This is a genomic window from Gottfriedia endophytica, from assembly GCF_017814275.1.
Lineage (GTDB): Bacteria > Bacillota > Bacilli > Bacillales > Bacillaceae_G > Gottfriedia > Gottfriedia endophytica.
In genome coordinates this window covers 168885-189007 of record NZ_JAGIYQ010000002.1, presented here as the reverse complement: position 1 = coordinate 189007, position 20123 = coordinate 168885, and the positions used below count along the sequence as shown (strand labels likewise).

17 protein-coding genes and 1 riboswitch are annotated in these 20123 nt (G+C 32.6%); all 17 genes read left to right on the top strand.

The genetic code is table 11. The features are described 5' to 3' along the window. The first annotated feature begins 181 nt into the window (after window positions 1–181). The 17 genes from rluB (at window position 182) to J5Y03_RS03475 (ending at window position 20057) form a co-directional block, all read left to right on the top strand. Entirely contained in the window at window positions 182–910 is a 729-nt protein-coding gene (gene rluB, locus J5Y03_RS03555) for a 23S rRNA pseudouridine(2605) synthase RluB (protein ID WP_209402600.1), read from the top strand. Between the two features lie 655 nt (window positions 911–1565). Continuing rightward, a complete protein-coding gene (resA, locus tag J5Y03_RS03550; protein WP_209402598.1) occupies window positions 1566–2093 on the top strand; it encodes a thiol-disulfide oxidoreductase ResA in 528 nt (175 codons plus the stop codon). 19 nt (window positions 2094–2112) lie between these two features. Further along, window positions 2113–3762, top strand: a complete 1650-nt coding sequence (resB, locus tag J5Y03_RS03545; protein ID WP_209402596.1) for a cytochrome c biogenesis protein ResB — start codon at window positions 2113–2115, stop codon at window positions 3760–3762. Further along, window positions 3749–4915, top strand: a complete 1167-nt coding sequence (gene ccsB / locus J5Y03_RS03540; RefSeq protein ID WP_209402594.1) for a c-type cytochrome biogenesis protein CcsB — start codon at window positions 3749–3751, stop codon at window positions 4913–4915. The genes resB and ccsB overlap by 14 nt, the downstream gene beginning before the upstream one ends. A 400-nt stretch (window positions 4916–5315) precedes the next feature. Next, window positions 5316–6035, top strand: coding sequence for a response regulator transcription factor (locus tag J5Y03_RS03535; protein ID WP_209402593.1), 720 nt, complete (start codon window positions 5316–5318; stop codon window positions 6033–6035). After that, window positions 6035–7810 carry an ATP-binding protein gene (locus J5Y03_RS03530; RefSeq protein ID WP_209402591.1) on the top strand — a complete coding sequence of 592 codons (1776 nt, stop codon included), beginning with the start codon at window positions 6035–6037 and terminating at the stop codon, window positions 7808–7810. The genes J5Y03_RS03535 and J5Y03_RS03530 overlap by 1 nt, the downstream gene beginning before the upstream one ends. Before the next feature lie 332 nt (window positions 7811–8142). Continuing rightward, window positions 8143–8318: riboswitch (cobalamin riboswitch) on the top strand. Between the two features lie 176 nt (window positions 8319–8494). Then, complete coding sequence (locus J5Y03_RS03525; RefSeq protein WP_209402589.1) at window positions 8495–9463, top strand: ABC transporter substrate-binding protein; 969 nt, start codon at window positions 8495–8497, stop codon at window positions 9461–9463. Continuing rightward, window positions 9429–10481: a FecCD family ABC transporter permease gene (locus J5Y03_RS03520; protein ID WP_209402587.1), complete on the top strand. Its 1053-nt coding sequence runs from the start codon at window positions 9429–9431 to the stop codon at window positions 10479–10481. The genes J5Y03_RS03525 and J5Y03_RS03520 overlap by 35 nt, the downstream gene beginning before the upstream one ends. Next, on the top strand, window positions 10478–11266 hold the full coding sequence (locus tag J5Y03_RS03515; RefSeq protein WP_209402585.1) for an ABC transporter ATP-binding protein: 789 nt from the start codon (window positions 10478–10480) through the stop codon (window positions 11264–11266). The genes J5Y03_RS03520 and J5Y03_RS03515 overlap by 4 nt, the downstream gene beginning before the upstream one ends. A 43-nt stretch (window positions 11267–11309) precedes the next feature. Continuing rightward, window positions 11310–11885 (top strand): cob(I)yrinic acid a,c-diamide adenosyltransferase, encoded by a 576-nt coding sequence (locus tag J5Y03_RS03510; RefSeq protein WP_209402583.1) that lies wholly within the window; start codon window positions 11310–11312, stop codon window positions 11883–11885. 120 nt (window positions 11886–12005) lie between these two features. Then, entirely contained in the window at window positions 12006–12149 is a 144-nt protein-coding gene (locus J5Y03_RS03505; protein WP_209402581.1) for a hypothetical protein, read from the top strand. A gap of 911 nt (window positions 12150–13060) precedes the next feature. Continuing rightward, complete coding sequence (locus J5Y03_RS03500) at window positions 13061–14329, top strand: S-layer homology domain-containing protein (protein ID WP_209402579.1); 1269 nt, start codon at window positions 13061–13063, stop codon at window positions 14327–14329. Between the two features lie 27 nt (window positions 14330–14356). Continuing rightward, the gene (locus J5Y03_RS03495; RefSeq protein WP_209402577.1) at window positions 14357–16003 is read left to right on the top strand and encodes an ABC transporter substrate-binding protein; all 1647 of its coding nucleotides are present in this window, start codon (window positions 14357–14359) and stop codon (window positions 16001–16003) included. 102 nt (window positions 16004–16105) lie between these two features. Beyond that, complete coding sequence (locus J5Y03_RS03490) at window positions 16106–17077, top strand: ABC transporter permease (protein ID WP_209402575.1); 972 nt, start codon at window positions 16106–16108, stop codon at window positions 17075–17077. A gap of 16 nt (window positions 17078–17093) precedes the next feature. Further along, a complete protein-coding gene (gene opp4C, locus J5Y03_RS03485) occupies window positions 17094–18008 on the top strand; it encodes an oligopeptide ABC transporter permease (RefSeq protein WP_209402574.1) in 915 nt (304 codons plus the stop codon). A 13-nt stretch (window positions 18009–18021) separates the two neighbouring features. After that, complete coding sequence (locus tag J5Y03_RS03480) at window positions 18022–19020, top strand: ABC transporter ATP-binding protein (RefSeq protein WP_209402572.1); 999 nt, start codon at window positions 18022–18024, stop codon at window positions 19018–19020. Window positions 19021–19022: 2 nt separating this feature from the next. Further along, a complete protein-coding gene (locus tag J5Y03_RS03475; protein ID WP_209402570.1) occupies window positions 19023–20057 on the top strand; it encodes an ABC transporter ATP-binding protein in 1035 nt (344 codons plus the stop codon). The last annotated feature ends 66 nt before the right edge of the window (window positions 20058–20123 follow it).

Here is a 20123-nt window from a genome sequence, read left to right as displayed (position 1 = left end):
GATTTAAATTAAATTTGTTGAGAACTTTAATAATGACTGGAAAGTGTTCTTTTCATTAGCTTTTATTTTGGTGTAAAATTTCGATTATTAAAATATTGTCTAACATTTGATTTGAATTGTGATTAGGCTTGTATTCCGTATTAGATATCTGTATGATGGTTGAAGAGGTGAATACAGTAGAATGGAACGTTTACAGAAAGTAATTGCGAATGCAGGGATTGCATCTCGTCGAAAAGCTGAAGAATTAATAAAAGAAGGTCGTGTGAAAGTTAACGGTAAAGTTGTTACTGAGCTTGGGGTAAAAGTTAGTGGAAATGATCAAGTTGAAGTAGATGAAATTCCGATTGATAAAGAAGAGCCAATTTATTTCATTTTATATAAACCGTCTGGCGTAATTTCAAGCGTTAGTGATGATAAAGGTCGAAAAGTTGTAACAGACTTTTTTCCAATGATCAAACAACGTATTTATCCGATTGGTCGTTTAGATTACGATACATCTGGTATTATTCTATTAACAAATGATGGAGAATTTTCAAATTTACTTCAACATCCTAAATATGAAATTAATAAAGAGTATATCGCGAAAGTTAAAGGGATTCCTACGAAAGAAGCTATAAGAAAACTTGAACGTGGTATTCAACTAGAAGATGGTAAAACTGCTCCTGCACAGGTAAAGATTATGTCAATGGATAATAAGAAAAACACTGCAATTGTTCGCTTAATTATTCATGAAGGTCGTAATCGTCAAGTAAAACGAATGCTAGAAGCAATCGGAACTCCAGTATTAAAATTAAAACGTGAGCGTTATGCATTTTTAGATTTATCTGGATTACGTTCAGGAGATGCAAGAGAGCTTTCTCCACATGAGGTGAAGCAACTTCGTGCATTAGCTTCAACAAAACATAGATAATAGTAGAAAAAATTGTTGGCCAGTTTAGCTAACAATTTTTTTTATTGTTTAGAAAAAAACAGGGCAAAGATTTTTGAGATTAATAAAAAAGTTTTTATATTTGATTACCTGAAAATAACAACTTAAAAGACAATCATTATAGGATGAATTCCTTATATTCATACGTCATGGTGAGAATTTTATTAGCATTGATGTCTCTATTTTAAAAGATTATTGCTTTTGAGATTATTAATTTTGGGTCTTTTTTAAGATTGTTGCTTCTAGGTTTTGTAAATTAAAAGACAGAAGTTGATTGGAACGGAAGGGTGCTCGACTCCTGTGGGAATAGCGGGAAGGCTGAGACCCCACAGGAGCGATTGCGACGAGGAGGCTCAGCTCACGCCCCTAGGAAAGCGAGCATCCTGGAGTGGAAATCAACTTACACATACTAAAATACTTTAGAAGAAGAGGAACTTCATTTCTTATGAATATAATATTTTTCTGAATAGGAAAGGGTATCCAAAGTAACAAATCAATAGCATTTATACATTAATAGAAAAGTTAAATTACGTTAAACACAAATTGTAATCAGAATATTCTTTTTATTCTTAACTATATCAAATTTCTATCCAAGAATAGGAATTGATGTTATATTATGCAATGGGAGGGGAAATTTATGAAAAAAAATAGATTAGTAGTCCGTACAGCAATTTTAGCGATTTTGATTGCTGCGATAGGATATACATTTTACATAAATTTTTTCAAAAAAGATGAAGTTATCGCAGTTAATGATAACGCTATTAATTTTGAAATGAAAGATATAAATACAAAGAAAACTTATACTTTATCAGATCAAAAGGGAAAAGGCGTTGTTATCAATTTTTGGGGTTCATGGTGTGATCCTTGCAAGCATGAAATGCCTTTTATCAATAAAGTATATCAAGAATATAAAGATAAAGGGATTCAGTTATTAGCATTAGATGCAAATGAATCTCCATTTGCAGTAAGCAAATTTGTTTCCGACTATGGTTTAACATTCCCTGTAGGAATAGATAAAGATCAAAATTTAATAGATTTGTATGGAGTTGGTCCTTTACCTACAACATTCTTCGTTTCTCCAAATGGGAAAATTAAACGTATTGCAATTGGTGAAATGACAGAGGAGAACTTTAGAGAATACGTAAAAGAAATATTACCAAATTAGTGAACTAAGGGGAAACGATATGGAAAATTTCAAATGTGAATGTGGGCACATGAACCCTATTGGAACGGTAATATGTGAGTCATGTGGAAAACCACAAGATGAAAATAGTAATTTACTAGATATGAAATATGAAGGTACTGCAAGGCGTTCAATCGTAAAAAATAAAACGATTATAGACAAAATATGGAACTTTTTTTCATCCGTTAAAATTGCAATTGTTATTATTCTTATTACATTAATAGCTTCAGCTTTAGGTACTATTTTTCCTCAGAGAGACTTATTGCCACCAACTGCCAATCCGGATACTTTTTACAAAGATAATTATGGAATATTTGGACAAATTTATGATTGGCTTGGATTAGACAACACATTTCAATCTTGGTGGTTCATGTTATTAATCTCTTCAATTGGTGTTTCACTTGTAATCTGTAGTTTAGATCGTATTATCCCTCTTTATCGTGCTTTAAAAAATCAAAGAGTTACAAGACATCCAAACTTCTTAAAAAGACAACGGTTGTTTAACATTTCTTCTGTTACAAATGAAGAAGAGCAACTAAAAGTAGTTAAAGAAAGACTAGAAAAAAAGAAATATAAAGTAAGAGAAGAAAATGGTAATTTACTTGCAGAAAAAGGTAGATTCTCCCGTTGGGGCCCATATGTTAACCACATAGGATTAATTATTTTTTTATTTGGAGTTCTCCTACGTTATGTGCCTGGTATGTACATGGATAAGGCAATGTGGGTACAAGAAGGGCAAACTAAAGAAGTCCCTGGATCAAACGGTAGCTATTATGTTCAATTACATAAATTTATTTTTGAAACCTATGATGTAAAAACAGAAAATAAAATCTTTAGAAAATCAATCGAACGAATTGGAAATGATCGAATACCTAAAAATTATCAAGCTAACGTGACTCTGTATAAAAGAGTAGGAAATCCAATACCTGGTGTAGATCCAAAACTTAAAAAAGTAAAAGATTACAGTATTAAAGTAAATGAGCCTCTACAATTTAATGGAATTTCATTATATCAAGTTGATTATCGCTTGAATGAAATGACGGCGTTTTCTTTTGACCTTATGAATAAAAAAACTGGTGAACTATTTGGTCCGATTAAAGTGGATTTATTAAATCCAAAAGCAATCTATCAAATAAAACCAGGCTATAAAATAGAATTGAAAAGCTATTTTCCTGATTTTTATTTTAATAAAGCAGGAGAGCCTGATACAAGAACTAAAAATCCGAATAATCCAGCCTTCGTTTTTAAAATGACAACACCTGAAACACCACAAGGGGAAGTTGCTTTTGTTGCGATTAAACAGAATATTGAACCGAATGGTCAGAATAAATACAAAATGGCCTTTGCTGGTCTAGAAACAAAAAATTCGACTGGATTATCTGTTAATAAAGACTATACGTTATGGGTACTAAGTATTGGCGGGGCAATCTTTATGATTGGTTTAATTCAAGGGATGTATTGGTATCATAGAAGAATTTGGATTCAGCGTCAAAATGGGGAAATATGGGTAGCTGGTTTTACAAATAAAAATTATTATGGATTTAAACAAGAACTAAAGAAAATCTTTAACGATACAGATATATTAATGCCCGAAGATCAAGTTCTTGCTAAAAATAGTATAAAAACGGGGGGAGAACATGTATCAAATTAGTAGTAATCTTTTATTCTTTTCATTTATTACATATTTAATAGCAACATTCTTTTTCGGTGGTGCAATAAAGAGTCAAAAAGAAGGAAAAAATAAATCAGCTATGATTGGTATTACAATAACAATCATTGGTTTTATATCAAATGTTGGATATTTTGTAACTAGATGGATTGCTGCAGGACAAGCACCAGTAAATAACATGTTCGAATTTGTAACATTTTTTGGAATGATGATTATTGGTGCATTCATACTAATCTACTTTATCTATCGATTAAATATTTTGGGCTTATTTGCACTTCCGATTGCAATTATTATTATTGCTTATGCTAGTGTGTTCCCGCGTGAAATTAAGCCACTTGTACCTTCTTTAAAAAGCTACTGGTTACAGATTCATGTAACAACGGCAGCATTAGGAGAAGCTATTCTTGCAGTTAGTTTTATTGTTGGATTAATTTATTTAATCAAAAATATTGATCAAAAGGTTAGTAATAAAAAAACATTTTGGTTAGAAGCTGTTTTATATTTTCTTGTAACAGTTATTGGATTTGTCATTATTTCAACTGCATTTAGCGTTAGTGGCTATGAGGCAGATTATAAATGGATTGATAAAAACGGTATGGAACAAAAAGCAGTTTATAATTTACCATCATTAGTTGCACCACACAAAGGTGAATTATTGACAAAAGATAAACTTGAAGCACCTTTCGAAGTTCCTGCCGTTATAAATGCAAAAAAATTAAATTCTGTTATTTGGTCAATTTTTGCTGGTGCTGTTTTATATGGATTAATCCGATTAATCATTAGAAAGAGAATTGGTGCGTTTTTACAACCTTTCGTTCAAAAAGTTGATGATGACTTAATGGATGAAATTGGCTATCGATCTGTTGCAATTGGTTTCCCAGTATTTACGCTTGGTGGATTAATTTTTGCGATGATTTGGGCTCAAATTGCATGGACTAAATTTTGGAGCTGGGACCCGAAAGAGGATTGGGCGCTTATTACATGGTTATTCTATGCTGCCTACTTACATTTACGATTTAATCGAAATTGGACAGGCGAAAAATCAGCATGGCTAGCTGTTATTGGATTTGCAATTATCATGTTTAACTTAGTTGCAGTAAATCTAATCATTGCTGGACTACATTCATACGCATAATGATTAAATTTAAAGACAGTGTGTTTTTTCGCACTGTCTTTTTATCGTTGAAATTTTTGAGATATAAATTAGGCTCTGCTTGATAGGCTCATTTTTTAAAGACTGTTGCTTTTAGCTTTTGTAATTTAAAAGAGAGAAGTTGATTGGAACGGAAGGGTGACAGGCTTCTGTGGGAGATGCGTGAAGGCTGAGACCCCCCAGGAGTGTATGCGACGAGGAGGCTCAGCTCACGCCCCACGGAAAGGGAGCAACCTGGAGTTGTAATCAACTAACACATTCTAATATAGGAACAATGTATAAGAAAACATTCTTAAATTATGTAAAAATGTTCACAGATTGGACTAGAATGCTTTACCTTTATTAGGTAAAATTAAAATTAGAATTATAGGAGGTTGTTAAGATGGCACAAGATATAAAAATATTGATAGTTGATGATGAAGACCGCATAAGAAGATTACTGAGAATGTATCTTGAGCGTGAAAATTATATGATTGATGAGGCAAGTAATGGAGAAGAGGCACTTGAGCTATCTTTGAATAACGATTATTCATTAATCTTATTAGATTTAATGATGCCTGGTTTAGATGGGCTTGAGGTTTGTCGTGAATTAAGAAAACAAAAGACTACCCCAATCATTATGCTTACTGCGAAGGGTGAAGAATCAAACCGTGTACAAGGATTTGAGGTTGGAACAGATGACTATATCATTAAACCTTTTAGTCCCCGTGAAGTAGTGTTACGTGTTAAGGCATTACTAAGACGTTCTTCTACAATTCCGTTATTTACTGTTGACTCTACAACAGCAAAAGATGTTGTTGTTTTTCCTCATTTAGTAATCGATAATGATGCACATCGTGTGATTGTAAATCGTGAAGAAATTAGCTTAACTCCAAAAGAATATGAATTGTTATTATTTTTGGCAAAATCTCCAGACAAAGTTTTTGACAGAGAGACACTTTTGAAATCTGTTTGGCAATATGATTATTTTGGAGACTTGAGAACGGTTGATACACATGTAAAAAGATTACGTGAGAAAATAAGTAAAAGTTCTGAAGAAGCCGCAAAAATGATTGTAACAGTATGGGGAGTAGGATATAAATTTGAAGTAGGTCAAAATTAATGATACTAAGAAGTTTAGTTGGAAAACTTTGGCTAACAATTATCTTGTTAGTCTCACTTGTTTTATCATTTTTAACATTTGTATTAATTGGCTTCTTTGAAAAATTTTATATTGAACTTCAAGTACAAAATATGACAGACAATGCAATAAAAATCTCTCATATAATAGAAGAAAATAAACCACAATCAGATGTTGAATATTTAGTTAATAATATTGTAAGTCGCTATGCGCAAGTATGTATTTCAACTGATGGACAAAATGCTTGGTACTCTTCTGATCGAAAGGGACTTCAAGAGATCCCATTTAATCTGATAAAAAAAGACGAAATTTTAAATGATGCTATATATGATAAAAAAAATGTAAGCAAACGTTTGATGTTTAAAAATCAAGAAAGTATAGTGGTTGGAATCCCAATAAAAAATGATCAAAAAAATGGATCAGTTTACATTTACCAGACATTAGAACCAGTCAAACTTATGATTCATCAAACAACTAATTTTGTTCTTCTAGCTGCTTCGATTGGATTTATTTTAACAACATTTTTCTCGTTTTTCCTTTCATCCAAAATTACTGCACCTCTTCGTAAAATGAGAGAAGTTGTAAGTGGAATGATGAAAGGTAAATTTGATATGAAGGTGCCGATTCAAACAATGGACGAAATAGGAGAATTAGCGCATTCTTTTAATCAGATGAGCAGGCAACTAAACTTTAATATCAATGCATTAACTCAAGAGAAAGAAACCGTAACAAATATTATTTCTAGTATGGTGGATGGAGTAATTAGTTTAGATCATGAAGGTAATATTGGGACAACAAACGCTCAGGCTGTAAGATTTCTGCGTAATTTATATAATGAAAAAAATAGTCATATTACAGAGTTAACATTAACGGAAGAATTACACGATTTATTCAAATTAGTAGTAGAAACTGAGAAGAAACAATTCATGGAAGTCAATTTGGATCAAAGTAATTGGCAAATATTAATGTCACCATTATATAACCAAACTAAGATTCGCGGAGCAGTAGCAGTAATTCGAGATGTAACAGAACAGTATCGTCTTGAAAAAATGAGGAAAGATTTTATTGCAAACGTTTCGCATGAATTACGTACACCAATTTCAATGCTTCAAGGGTACAGTGAAGCAATCGTTGATGGAGTTGCAGATTCAATAGAAGAAATGCAAGAGTTGTCACAAATTATTCATGATGAATCGTTACGTATGGGACGGTTAGTTAATGACTTATTAGATTTAGCAAGAATGGAAAGTGGATTTACTGAATTAAATTGTCAAGAAGTAGATATCATTCCATATTTAGAACGTATTATACGCAAATTCAAAAATTTACAGCATGATAAAGACATTGAAATATTCGGAGAGATTGGTAAAGTCTATAATCAACATCTTCTTGTTGATGTTGATCGAATTGAGCAAGTACTTACGAACTTAATTGATAATGCAATAAGGCATTCAAAAGAAAATGGCTTAATCATAGTAAAGTTTTATCAAACAGAAGACTCAACTTTTATTGAAGTGTCTGACTCAGGAGTAGGAATTGCAAAAGAGGAGATTCCGTTCCTTTTTGACCGTTTTTATAAGGTAGATAAAGCTAGAACGAGGGGCAGAAGTGGAACAGGGCTTGGACTATCGATCGTTAAAAATATCGTTTATGCCCATGGAGGGAAAATAACAGTAACGAGTGAAGTAGGACAAGGTACGACATTTACTGCTAAATTTCCTAATGATTTGATTGTTTTTAAAAATAATGTTGAGTAATCTTGTTTCATATTAAACAAAAGCTCTATTCTATAAGTATGTTGTTTTTAAAAAGATTTTGTTAAAACAAACAGTTGATAATTAAGTTGATTGGAACGGAAGGTGCGAGACTCCTATGGGAGCAGCGGGACAGGTGAGACCCCACAGGAGCGATAGCGACGAGGAGGCTCACCGCCCGCCCCAAGGAAAGCGAGCAACCTGGAGTGGAAATCAACTTATCACAATCTTAAATAGCAACAAAATTTTCGGAAAAAGAGTAACAAAAAAATAAATAATAAAGAATTTTCGAAAAAATAATTGTAATTTTTCCAAAATTATTTTACGATAAAAGTAATAAAATACGATATAAAAGGTGTGTAATACACTTAATAGGGAATTTGGTGTAAAACCAAAGCTGTCCCCGCAACTGTAATGTGGACGAAACGGAATACCACTATTCTTTTTAGAATGGGAAGGTCGGAGTAGGATGAAACAAAGCCAGTAGACCTGCCTTTTTATCATGTTTTCAATTCTTCGGGGAGTAAGAATTAGGAGCAGCAAGTACATACTTTTCGATGTGTATATTTTTATTGTTGTTTCAACTAGTTGCCTATTTGTCTAGCACTCTCCTTAAAAAGTAGATTGCTATTCATAATTCTGGCAACTTTTTTCATGCTCTTCCGGACATTTCAAGGAGGAAAGAAAATGAAAGGTTCTAAAAAGCTCTTATTTAGTCTTATTTCTTTATTAGTAGTATTTGTAGTAGCATGTAGCAGTTTTCATGTTGGGAAGGCTAGTAATGGAAAGAAAACTACGACGACTCAACAAGCTGCATTTCCAGTAACAGTAACGGATGCTACAAAAAGCAAATTCACGATCAAAAAAGAACCAAAACGAATTGTATCTCTAATGCCAAGTAATACAGAAATTCTTTTTGCACTTAATAAGGGGAAAGATGTTGTAGGTGTTACAGACTATGATAACTATCCAACGAGTGTAAGTAAAATTGCTAAAGTTAGTGGAAAAAACATGACATTTAACGTTGAGAAAATCATTTCATTAAAGCCTGATTTAGTTTTAGCTCATCAATCTAGTTTAGCAACAGCTGGTGACGCATTTAAGCAATTGAAAGATGCCCGTATTCCAGTATATGTTGTGAAAGATGCAGAAACATTTGATAGTGTTTATGGTACTATTTTAGATATCGGAAAAGTAACAGGTAAAGTCAAAGAGGCAAATTCTGTTATTAATAAAATGAAAACCAATTTAAAGAAAGTTCAAGATAAAGTAGCAAAAAGTAAAGTACATCCTTCAGTGTATGTTGAAGTATCAGGACCTCCTCAAATTTATACACCTGGAAATGGTACGTTCATAAACGAAATGCTTAACAAGATTGGTGCAAAAAATATTGCAAGTAATCAAAAAGGTTGGATTCAATATAGTGAAGAAGCAGTCATTAAAGCAAATCCAGATGTAATTATCACAACTTACGGATATTACGAAAAAGATTTACCGAAAAAAATAGTAGCTAGACAAAATTGGGGAACAATTAAAGCTGTTCAAAACAAACGTGTGTATGATGTTAATTCAGATACGACTTCTAGACCAGGACCAAGATTAGTTGAAGGAGTAGAGGAGCTTGCTAAAGCAATTTATCCAGAGCTCTATAAATAAATATTTAGTTATCTATATCAGTTCATTCATATTATTAATTGTACTGTTTGTATTAGGGGTATCGATAGGTTCAACGTCGATCCCTTTTCGTTTTGTACTTAGTAGTATATATGATCAATTTGTAGGGACGCATCATACACCAGATGACATAAGAACAATCATAATAGGGATTAGATTGCCGAGAGTGCTTTTAGCATTTCTTGTAGGTTCAGCATTGTCTTTAGCAGGTACAACTTTTCAAGGCGTTTTGAAAAATCCACTTGCAGATCCTTTTACCTTAGGGGTTTCCTCGGGAGCATCAGTAGGTGCCGTTATAGTAATATTTTTTCAAATCAGTTTACCCGTTTTATCTACTTTTACATTGCCAGTTGTTAGCATACTAGCTGGTTTTTTAACATTATTATTTCTTCTTTACTTTGTTTCAATATTAAGTAAAGATTTAAATGTTGAGTCGATTATTCTCGGTGGGATAATCATTAGTTCTTTTTGTTCAGCACTTCTATCATTTATCATTTCGCTATCCAATAATGAGCTACGTGAGGTAATGGGATGGTTAATGGGAAGTTTAGGTAGCCGAGGATATACATATTCACTCTTACTATTGCCTTTTTTAATTGTAGGATGTATAACAATTCTAAGTGTAAGTAGACAATTGGATGCGTTAACTTTTGGACAAACATCTGCACAGCATTTAGGTGTGAATGTAAAAAAACTAACGTATTTGTTACTTTTCACAGCTAGTTGTTTAACTGGTGCAGCAGTAGCTGTTTCAGGAACGATTGGATTTGTTGGACTTGTGGTTCCACATTTTACCCGTAAATTAGTTGGGCCATTGCATAAACACCTTTTGATATTAACAATGTTACATGGTGGAATTTTTTTAATGGCTACAGACCTAATTTCTAGAACAATTTTAGCGCCTAGTGAACTACCTGTTGGAGTAGTGACATCATTAATTGGAGCACCAATTTTTGCAATTATTCTCATACGAATGAAAAAAGGGAGAGTAAAAAATTGATTAGTTGTAAGAATGCAACATTTACATATACAGGTAGAGATGTTGGGATAAAAAATATCTCTCTTACAGTAAATAAAGGTGAGTGGATTGGCATTATTGGTGCTAATGGAAGTGGTAAATCTACTTTATTAAATATAATTAGTGGAATCATTATTCCTGATTCTGGTTCTATTGAGCTTTGTGGGCAATCTCTATCAAAGTTTTCTAAAAAAGAATTAGCAAAAAATATGTCAGTATTGTCACAACATCAACAATTTACATATGAGTATACTGTAAAAGAAACAATAAAATTGGGCAGACTTGTTCATCAATCGTCACTTTTTTCTAGGTGGAGTCAAGAAGATGAAGATGCAGTTCAACGTGCAATGGAATGGACGAATACCCAACTGTTTGAACAAAATTTATTAAATGAAATAAGCGGAGGGGAGAGGCAACGTGTTTTTCTAGCGCAATGCCTTGCGCAAGAATCTCCATGTATTTTGCTAGATGAACCGAGCAATCATTTAGATATTTCTCAAACGATTCAAATTCTTGATCTACTAAAAAAGCTTCAAAATGAACACCAAAAAACAATTGTAACGATTTTCCATGATTTAAATTTAGCAAGCTTATATTGTGATCGAATAGTAGCAATAAAAGACGGAGAAAAAATTATGGAAGCCAAGGCAGACGTGCTTTTAAATGAAGATGCTCTTTTTTCGATCTTTCAAACACCATTTACTGTTTTAAATCATCCAAATACAAATCATAAAATAATTGCTTATAAAAGTAATGTAGTATTATAGATAGTAACTGTATTTTAAAAATTCATTTCATGGGGTGTATTAAATGAAAATTTATACAAAAACAGGTGACAAAGGTACTACTAGTTTAGTAGGCAAGCGAGTAGACAAGGACCATCTTAGAGTTGAAGCATATGGAACCATTGATGAATTAAATTCAATTATTGGTTATGCTATGACCTATTTGGACTCGAATGAAACGAACAATTTATATGGTGAATTACAAAGAATACAACATGAGCTTTTTGATTGTGGCGGGGATCTGGCAATTGTGAAAGATGGTATTCCATTCAAAACAACAAATAAAATGATTGAGGACTTAGAATTGAAAATTGATGAATTTATGGAATCTACACCTCCTTTAAAACGATTTATTTTACCTGGAGGCTCAAAGGCTGCTGCTGTCATTCATCAAGCAAGAGCTGTTGCTCGTCGTGCTGAACGATGTGTTGTTTCTTTAATGAAGGATGAAAATATACATGAGCCAGTATTAATGTATTTGAATAGATTGTCTGATTACTTATTTGCATTAGCAAGAGTAATTAATGTTATTGCTGATGTAAAAGATATTGAATACGAACGTGGTGCAATCGTATTTAGAACTTCCCAAAAAGAAGAATAAAGTAAATGTAAAAACCTTTGTTTAAAAAAAGACAAAGGTTTTTATTATTTATTGTCATATTTTACAAAAAGTTTCATAGGATAAAAAGGTGTGAGAAAGGAATAAAACGGAGGGAAAAAAATGTTTGATTACATAAAGCGCTTCGCAATCGTATTAGTATTTGTCCTAACAATCGCTTTACTATTCATTGGAGCAAACAAAACTCAAATCCAAAATTTCTTAAAAAAGAACAACTCATCATTTGTCCTAACAAATGGGAAATAGTAAAGAGGAAGCTAAATGTTTACCGAATGTAGTAGTTGGAGCAAAAAGCAATAGAAGTTCACTTCAATTGCTTTTTGTTAAACGACTTAGGAGATGTGGGGTTCAACTAGTAAGAAAAGCGGAACTATGCTGTTCCAAAGATAATATATAAAATTATAAATTAAAATAACTGAAAATTCAGAAAAAGTATATAACTTCCATAATTCAAAATTAACCAGATGAAAAATTTAGTTGCAAAAATTTTAAATAAATTTAAATCATAAAGAATATCCATATGAATTATTATTTTTTTATTCCTTTGATAATGAAAGGTTCTTAATTGAGTTACAACAAATGCAAAATAGTATATTTTGCAAGAAGATTATAAGAAAACTAAAAACTAAAATAAAATAATTAAAGTAATAGTTAGGATTATTACTAAAACGTGTTAAAAATTTGATGGATAAATTTGAAAATAGTAACATATATGTATTCGTAATTGATAGATTTTAGTTTTTATAGGTATAAATAAGTTGTTAAAAGTAATTTAAAAAGGCTTAAGAACTACAAAAGTTTACAAAAAATCAGATATCATTACAGAAAAGTCTATTTTGTATATGAAAAATTCCACAAAAAAATACGCAGAAATACGACGAAAGTCGACAAAAACAACCTTTTCTTTACAAAAAAATAACAAAAATTAGGAAAAAAATATCATAAAATAAGTTGTAATTATAATATTTTGAATTTTGTAAATAAATTGTTAGATTTTTGTTAGTTTTATTTACCTAAATATGTGTTATAAATTTGTTAGAAATATTTAAGTTTTCTAATATTTCTTTCTATTTTGGATTAGGGGGTATGTAATCTACTAAGATTGAAAGATGAAAAGTTTTAGAATTCACACTTTAAAAGAATGGGGAGGTATTTCAATGAGAGATCTTCGAAAGTTAGTTGTTTCTGGCGTTGTTGCTACTAGCTTAATATTGGGTAGCGGATCTGTATTCGCTGCATCATTTGATGATGTAAGTGGATCACAGAGTGAAATGGCTATTACAAAATTAGTTTCTTTAGGATACATCGTAAATAAAGGATCTAATTTTAATCCAGATAGTGGGTTATCAAGATTAGAATTTGCAGATATTGCAAATAAAATCATTAACCTTGGGAAACCAGCTACTGTAAAAATTAAAGATTTAACTACTTCAGGTGGAAAAAACGCTAATGCAGTAAAACTAGTTAAAGGTGGATTTATTCAGTTAACTAAAAAAGGCGAGTTCTTACCAAAGAAAGCAGTTACATACGCTGAGCTAAGTAAGGTATTAGCTACTGGATTAGGATTTAAACAAAGCTGGTCTAACCGTCCAATCGATTTCTTATTCTTCTTAGATCGTAAAGGTGTTTTGGATATCGGTACAAACTTAGATGCGGCAGTAACAAAAGAAAATGCTGCAGTTGCAATCGATAAGTATTTAGAAGTAAAAAATGTATATAAAGATGTAGTGGGTGTTATACAAGATTCTTCACCAACAAGTATTACATTAAAAACTAAAGCTGGTTTAAAAGTTTATAAAATTGCTTCAAATAGTTCCCTATTCATAAATGATGATGCAACTGACACAGATGCTCTTGGATTAGGAACAGAAGCACATCTTATTTTAGATAATTCAGGAAAAGTAGCGTTTGTTGATGCAGTTGGAATTGATTCCGTAGAAGGAACATTAGGGTATGCTGGAGGAAAAATAACAATAAATTCAAATCCATATAATGTGAATTTAAATGTAATTGTTCCGAACTTACCATCCGGTACTAGTGATTTTACATTCAAAGATTTTTCAGCCTATACTGCATCTGGAGTAACGTTTAAAGGTAGTTGCTACACAAATCTTCAAACTGATTGGGTAACAGCACTAAATGCGTATATTTATAAAGTTGATAATAGAAGTATCACTGTTTCTCCAACTGGAGGGGTTGTATTTGACTTCTCTGATGTTGCATTAAATAACCTTTCTTTCGCTACAGATACAGCTAAAATATCTGTAACAATTGGTGATAAAACAACTGATTCATCAGTAGCTGATTTGTCTGCGCTACAACAACAAGGTTATAAAATGACTGCATCACTTGAAGCTGGTGCAGATGGAGCAGTGACAAAATTAAATGTAACTGCTACGGCACCAGCACCAACACCAACAAAATAACAATATAAATAAAGGAGGAAAATTCAGATGAAAAAAATGAAACAGAAATTATTTTCAACAGCTTTAGTTACATCACTTGTTTTTGCTGGCCTACCAGCATTACATTCTAACGCTGCAAGCAATTTACGACCAGGATTTGATCCAAAAAAAGTTGGTGGTAAGCTTGTTAGGTCATCTTTTTCAGATGCAGTAAGCTTAACACCATTAAATTCTTCAGATTCAGCTTCTATTGATATTATGGCTCGAATCTTTGATGCGCTTGTTAACACAAATGATAAAGGAGCTCCTGTACCTGATTTAGCAACTAGCTGGAAATATGATAAAAAATCATTAACTTATACATTCACATTACGTAAAGGTGTAAAATGGCATGATGGAGTACCATTTACAGCTCAAGACGTAAAGTTTTCATATGATGTATACATGAATCCAAAAGCTCATAATAACTATTCAGCATTATTCGATGCAATTAAATCAACTAGTGCACCAAACGACTATACATTTATTATTAAATTAAAAGAAAAAGACGTATTGTTTTTAGAAAATTCAGCTGCTGGAATTCCAATTTTTTCGAAACATCAATATAAAAACGGTGTAGATGATTACAATAATAGTAACAAAATTCATCGTAATCCAATTGGTACTGGTCCATTCAAATTTAATTCATGGAAAACAAATGAACGTATCGTAATAGATGCAAACAAAGATTATTTCGCTGGTCGTCCATACTTAGATCAAATTATTACTAAAGTTTTACCTGATGCAAATGTTGAGGCATTAAATTTAATTAATGGTGATATTGACTTTGTTCAATCTATTACACCAGGTTTAAAATCTCAAGTTGCTAAAGATAAAAATGTCCAAATGAAAGCTTATGATCAAGGACGTTTTGATTTCGTCGGATTTAATGAAGCAACAAAACCGTTTAATAATGAAAATTTCCGTAAAGCATTAGCTTATGGATTAGATCGCAAAGCGATTGTATCCAAAGTAATGTTAGGAAATGCCTATTTAGCTAGCGGACCGATGCATCCGAAAATTCCACAAAATAATCCTGATGTAAAAGCATTACCATACGATGTAAATAAAGCTATGGATTACTTAGGTAAAGCTGGTTACAAGAAAAAAGGCGATACCCTATATGATCCAGACGGTAAGCCAGTAACACTTGAATTTGCTTACAATAACGGTAATAAAGTTCGTCAAACAATTGCATTAGTTGCACAGCAAAACTGGGCTAAGCTAGGAATTAAAGTAACTCCACGTGCATATGAATGGTCAATTTTCTTAGATAAATATGCTAAAGGTGAGTTAGATTGCTTTGTATTAGGATGGAGCGGTTATGATGCGAATGTAGACCATTATCAATTCTTCCATTCATCTGGTATTCCAACAAAAGAAAACCCAGGTTTATCAAATAGAAACCGTGTAAATGATCCAAATATTGATAGAATGCTAGAACAATATAAACAAGAAGAAGATCGTAACAAACGTATTAAAATCTATCAAGCATTACACAAATATATGTCAGATCATGAAACATTAATTTGGACTTATCATCCAAAAAGTACAATGGCATTTAATAAAGATCTTTCTGGTATCAAAACATCACTAGGGACTATCTGGTATAACGTTGAAGACTGGTACTGGAAAAATCCAAGTAAACATAAGTAAATAATTTTTATAGGTGGCCGTAGCGTCAATACGTCGTTACGGCTATCTTTCTAAGTAATGTTTGTCGAATTATTCTGAAAAAATGCACTGGGGGGGAAAATGATGTTTGAGTATATCGTAAAAAGAACTTTACAAGCAATTCCTTTATTATTCATTATTTCGATTATTTCATTTGCATTAATGTCGTTATCACCAGGAGATCCTACAGCAATATATGAAAATCCAGAAGCATCTACAAAATCAACACCACAGGATAAAGCGAAACTGCAAGCAAGACTGGGTATTAATCAACCCATTTATGTTCAATACTACAAATGGATGAAATTATTAGTAACAGAGGGGAATTTAGGGTATTCGTTTGAAGATGGACAACCTGTTACACAGAAAATAATCGATCGAATACCAGCAACAATGACTCTAATGGCTACAGCAATAATTTTATCAATATTGATCGCTATTCCAATTGGAGTATACTCAGCAGTTAAACAATATTCAAAGCTGGATTACTTTTTTACCGGGTATTCTTTTTTAGGAATTGCCGTCCCGTCCTTTTTTATAGCTTTACTCGCTATATTGATTTTTTCAGTAAAATTAAGATGGTTTCCGGTATCAGGTATGAGGTCGGTTTATAGTCACTTTGATTTGTGGGATCGTATATACCACTTAGCACTACCAGCCTTAACATTAGCCTTTGGTTTAATTGCAACAAAATCACGTTTTATGAGATCAAGTATGTTAGAAGTAATTAAACAAGATTATGTTCGTACTGCAAGGGCAAAAGGATTATCAGAGCGAAAAGTTATTTTCAAACATGCATTACGTAATGCATTAATTCCTATTATTACAATTATCGCTTTACAGCTACCAAATTTATTTGGTGGAGCACTGTTTATCGAACAACTTTTTGCTTGGCCAGGAATGGGGCGTCTGTCCATAAATGCAATTTTTATTCGTGATTACCAGGTTATTATGGGTACGACGATGATTGCAGCAATATTAGTCGTAATTGCAAACTTAATAGCAGATATTTTATATGCAATAATAGATCCTCGAATTAAATTCGGTAAAAATTAGAAAGGAGTATTTGACTATGAGTTTAGCGAATCCAAAAATTGAATCAAGTAACCAAATTGTTCAAGACGAAAAACAATTAAAAATTCAAAGCCGGGCAGCAGTTGTTTGGAAGCGATACAAGAAAAATAAATTAGCAGTTGCTGGTTTAATTATTTTTTTATTAATCGTTCTTATAGCGGTTTTTGCACCTTTACTTTCACCTCATAAACCAGACGTTTATGATATTTTAAATTCAAATACCGCTCCAAATAAAGAGTTTCCATTTGGAACTGACGCACAGGGTGGCGACATTATGTCACGTTCCTTCTATGGTGCAAGGATTTCGTTAGGTGTTGCATTTTTGGCGATGCTTTGTACTGTTTCAATCGGTGTTATTTATGGATCTGTTGCAGGGTTCTTTGGTGGAAAGATTGACAATATAATGATGCGAATTATTGATGCAATCCAATCAATCCCAACGTTTTTCTTACTATTAATTGTTGCATCAATAATGGTTCCTTCCGTGTTATCAACAGTTCTTGTACTAAGCGTATTCGGTTGGACAGGTATGGCTCGTATCGTTCGTGGAGAAATTCTATCTTTAAAAATGAGAGATTATGTTGAAGCTGCAAGAGCGACAGGAGAAACAAATAGAAGTATTATTTTCTATCACATTTTACCAAATGCAATTGCTCCGATTATTGTAATTGCCACATTAGATGTAGCAACAATTATCTTAAGTGAATCTGCACTTAGTTTTTTAGGTTTAGGAATTCAACCACCTACTCCAAGTTGGGGAAATATGCTAACAGCAGCTCAAGATCTAACGTCAATTATTGATTATACATGGACAATTATTGCCCCAGGAGCATTTATCATTATTACAGTTTTATGTGTAAACTTTATTGGTGATGGGCTACGTGATGCATTAGACCCAAGAATGAAGCAATAGGAGGTAATAGGGGATGTCAATTACTACAAAAACAAAGTCAATTGTTTCAGTTGAAAATCTTAAAACGTATTTTTATACAGAAGATGGTGTAGTTCCTGCAATTGATGGTGTAAGTTTTGAAGTGAAAAAAGGGGAAACACTTGCTATTGTTGGGGAGTCAGGAAGTGGGAAGAGTGTAACTTCTCTATCAATTATGCAACTAATTCCTAGTCCTCCTGGGAAAATTGTAGATGGCGATATTAAGTTTCATAATGAGAGTTTACTAGAAAAAACAGATAAAGAGATGCGAGCTATTCGTGGAAATCAAATTTCAATGATTTTCCAAGAGCCTATGACCTCTTTAAATCCAGTTTTCAAAGTTGGGGATCAAATTGCAGAATCACTTATGCTTCACCAAAAATTATCAAAAAAAGAAGCTTATGAAGAAGCAGTTAGATTATTAAAATTAGTAGGAATACCAGAAGCTGAACGCCGTGTTAATCAGTACCCTCATGAGCTAAGCGGAGGTATGAGACAACGTGTAATGATTGCGATTGCTCTTGCATGTAATCCAGAAATGTTAATTGCTGATGAGCCTACAACAGCTCTAGATGTTACGATACAAAATCAAATTCTAGCATTACTAAAAAAATTAAAAGAACAATCAAATATGTCAATTATGTTAATTACACATGATTTAGGTGTAGTTGCAGAAATGGCTGATCGAGTTGTTGTTATGTACTCTGGTCAAGTTGTAGAGCAGGGTGATGTGTTTACAATTTTTGAGAATCCTAAACATCCTTATACTGAAGGGCTGTTACGCTCAATGCCAAGTGCAGAAAAACGAACAGGTAAACTTTATGCAATTGAGGGTGTAGTTCCAAATCCGTTAAATCTTCCAAAAGGATGCCGATTTGCACCAAGATGTGAATACGCTACAGATCTTTGTCATAATGAGATGCCTGAGATTCTATCGTTCCAAAACGAGGAAGAAGTACGCTGCTGGAAATATTCTGAACGTTGGGAGAGTTAAAGATGGTAAATGGATCATTAGAAAAAATCACAAATATTGATGAAGAAAAATTTAAAGAAATCAATCAAGAAGTATTATTAAAAGTAAATGATGTAAAAATGCATTTCCCGATAAAAGGTGGACTTTTAGGTAGGACTCAGGCAGTTGTAAAAGCAGTTGACGGTGTTACCTTCGATCTTTACAAAGGTGAAACATTAGGACTAGTTGGGGAAAGTGGCTGTGGAAAATCAACTACCGGAAGAATGTTACTTCGTTTATTAGATGCTACTAGTGGAACAGTAGAATTCGATGGAATCGATTTGTTTAGTCTTTCATCATCTGAACTTCGTGAAAAAAGACGAGATATGCAATTAATTTTCCAAGACCCATTCTCTTCACTTAACCCACGTTTAAGTGTTGGTGAAACAATTGCTCGTGTATTAAAGATTCATGGAATGTCAGATAAGAAAGAGCGTGAAAGAAGAGTTAAGGAATTACTGGAATTAGTTGGTTTAAGTACATTCCATATGAGAAGATATCCACATGAGTTTAGTGGAGGTCAACGACAAAGGATTGGAATTGCCAGAGCATTGGCTCTTAACCCAAAATTAATTGTACTTGATGAACCTGTTTCGGCACTAGATGTGTCAATTCAGTCACAAGTTGTAAACTTATTAGAAGATTTGCAAAAAGAATTCGACTTAACCTATCTCTTCATTTCTCATGGATTGAACATTGTTCGTCATATTAGTAATCGAGTAGGGGTAATGTATTTAGGAAAGTTAGTAGAACTTGCAGATTCTGATACAATATTTGAAAAACCGAAGCATCCTTACACACAAGCGCTAATTTCAGCAAATCCAATACCAAATCCTAGATTACGAAATAAAGAGAAAATAATTTTAGAAGGTGACGTTCCTAGTCCGATAAATCCACCTAGTGGATGTCGTTTCCATACAAGATGTCCTTATGTTCAGCCAAAATGTAAAGAAGTTGAACCTATATTTACACCTGCAAATGATGGAACGTACGTAGCATGTCATTATCCATTGAATTAATTTACTGAATATTAATAAAAGTATATCAATTAGAAAAGGTTATATGTTAAAATTTTATTAAATATG

Excerpts from the sequence above, each read along its gene's own strand:
- J5Y03_RS03535 (WP_209402593.1), top strand. The coding sequence starts at position 5,316 with ATGGCACAAGATATAAAAATATTGATAGTTGATGATGAAGACCGCATA.
- J5Y03_RS03475 (WP_209402570.1), top strand. The coding sequence starts at position 19,023 with ATGGTAAATGGATCATTAGAAAAAATCACAAATATTGATGAAGAAAAA.
- J5Y03_RS03495 (WP_209402577.1), top strand. The coding sequence starts at position 14,357 with ATGAAAAAAATGAAACAGAAATTATTTTCAACAGCTTTAGTTACATCA.
- ccsB (WP_209402594.1), top strand. The coding sequence starts at position 3,749 with ATGTATCAAATTAGTAGTAATCTTTTATTCTTTTCATTTATTACATAT.
- resB (WP_209402596.1), top strand. The coding sequence starts at position 2,113 with ATGGAAAATTTCAAATGTGAATGTGGGCACATGAACCCTATTGGAACG.
- J5Y03_RS03505 (WP_209402581.1), top strand. The coding sequence starts at position 12,006 with ATGTTTGATTACATAAAGCGCTTCGCAATCGTATTAGTATTTGTCCTA.
- resA (WP_209402598.1), top strand. The coding sequence starts at position 1,566 with ATGAAAAAAAATAGATTAGTAGTCCGTACAGCAATTTTAGCGATTTTG.
- J5Y03_RS03480 (WP_209402572.1), top strand. The coding sequence starts at position 18,022 with ATGTCAATTACTACAAAAACAAAGTCAATTGTTTCAGTTGAAAATCTT.
- rluB (WP_209402600.1), top strand. The coding sequence starts at position 182 with ATGGAACGTTTACAGAAAGTAATTGCGAATGCAGGGATTGCATCTCGT.
- J5Y03_RS03500 (WP_209402579.1), top strand. The coding sequence starts at position 13,061 with ATGAGAGATCTTCGAAAGTTAGTTGTTTCTGGCGTTGTTGCTACTAGC.
- J5Y03_RS03510 (WP_209402583.1), top strand. The coding sequence starts at position 11,310 with ATGAAAATTTATACAAAAACAGGTGACAAAGGTACTACTAGTTTAGTA.
- opp4C (WP_209402574.1), top strand. The coding sequence starts at position 17,094 with ATGAGTTTAGCGAATCCAAAAATTGAATCAAGTAACCAAATTGTTCAA.
- J5Y03_RS03525 (WP_209402589.1), top strand. The coding sequence starts at position 8,495 with ATGAAAGGTTCTAAAAAGCTCTTATTTAGTCTTATTTCTTTATTAGTA.
- J5Y03_RS03490 (WP_209402575.1), top strand. The coding sequence starts at position 16,106 with ATGTTTGAGTATATCGTAAAAAGAACTTTACAAGCAATTCCTTTATTA.
- J5Y03_RS03530 (WP_209402591.1), top strand. The coding sequence starts at position 6,035 with ATGATACTAAGAAGTTTAGTTGGAAAACTTTGGCTAACAATTATCTTG.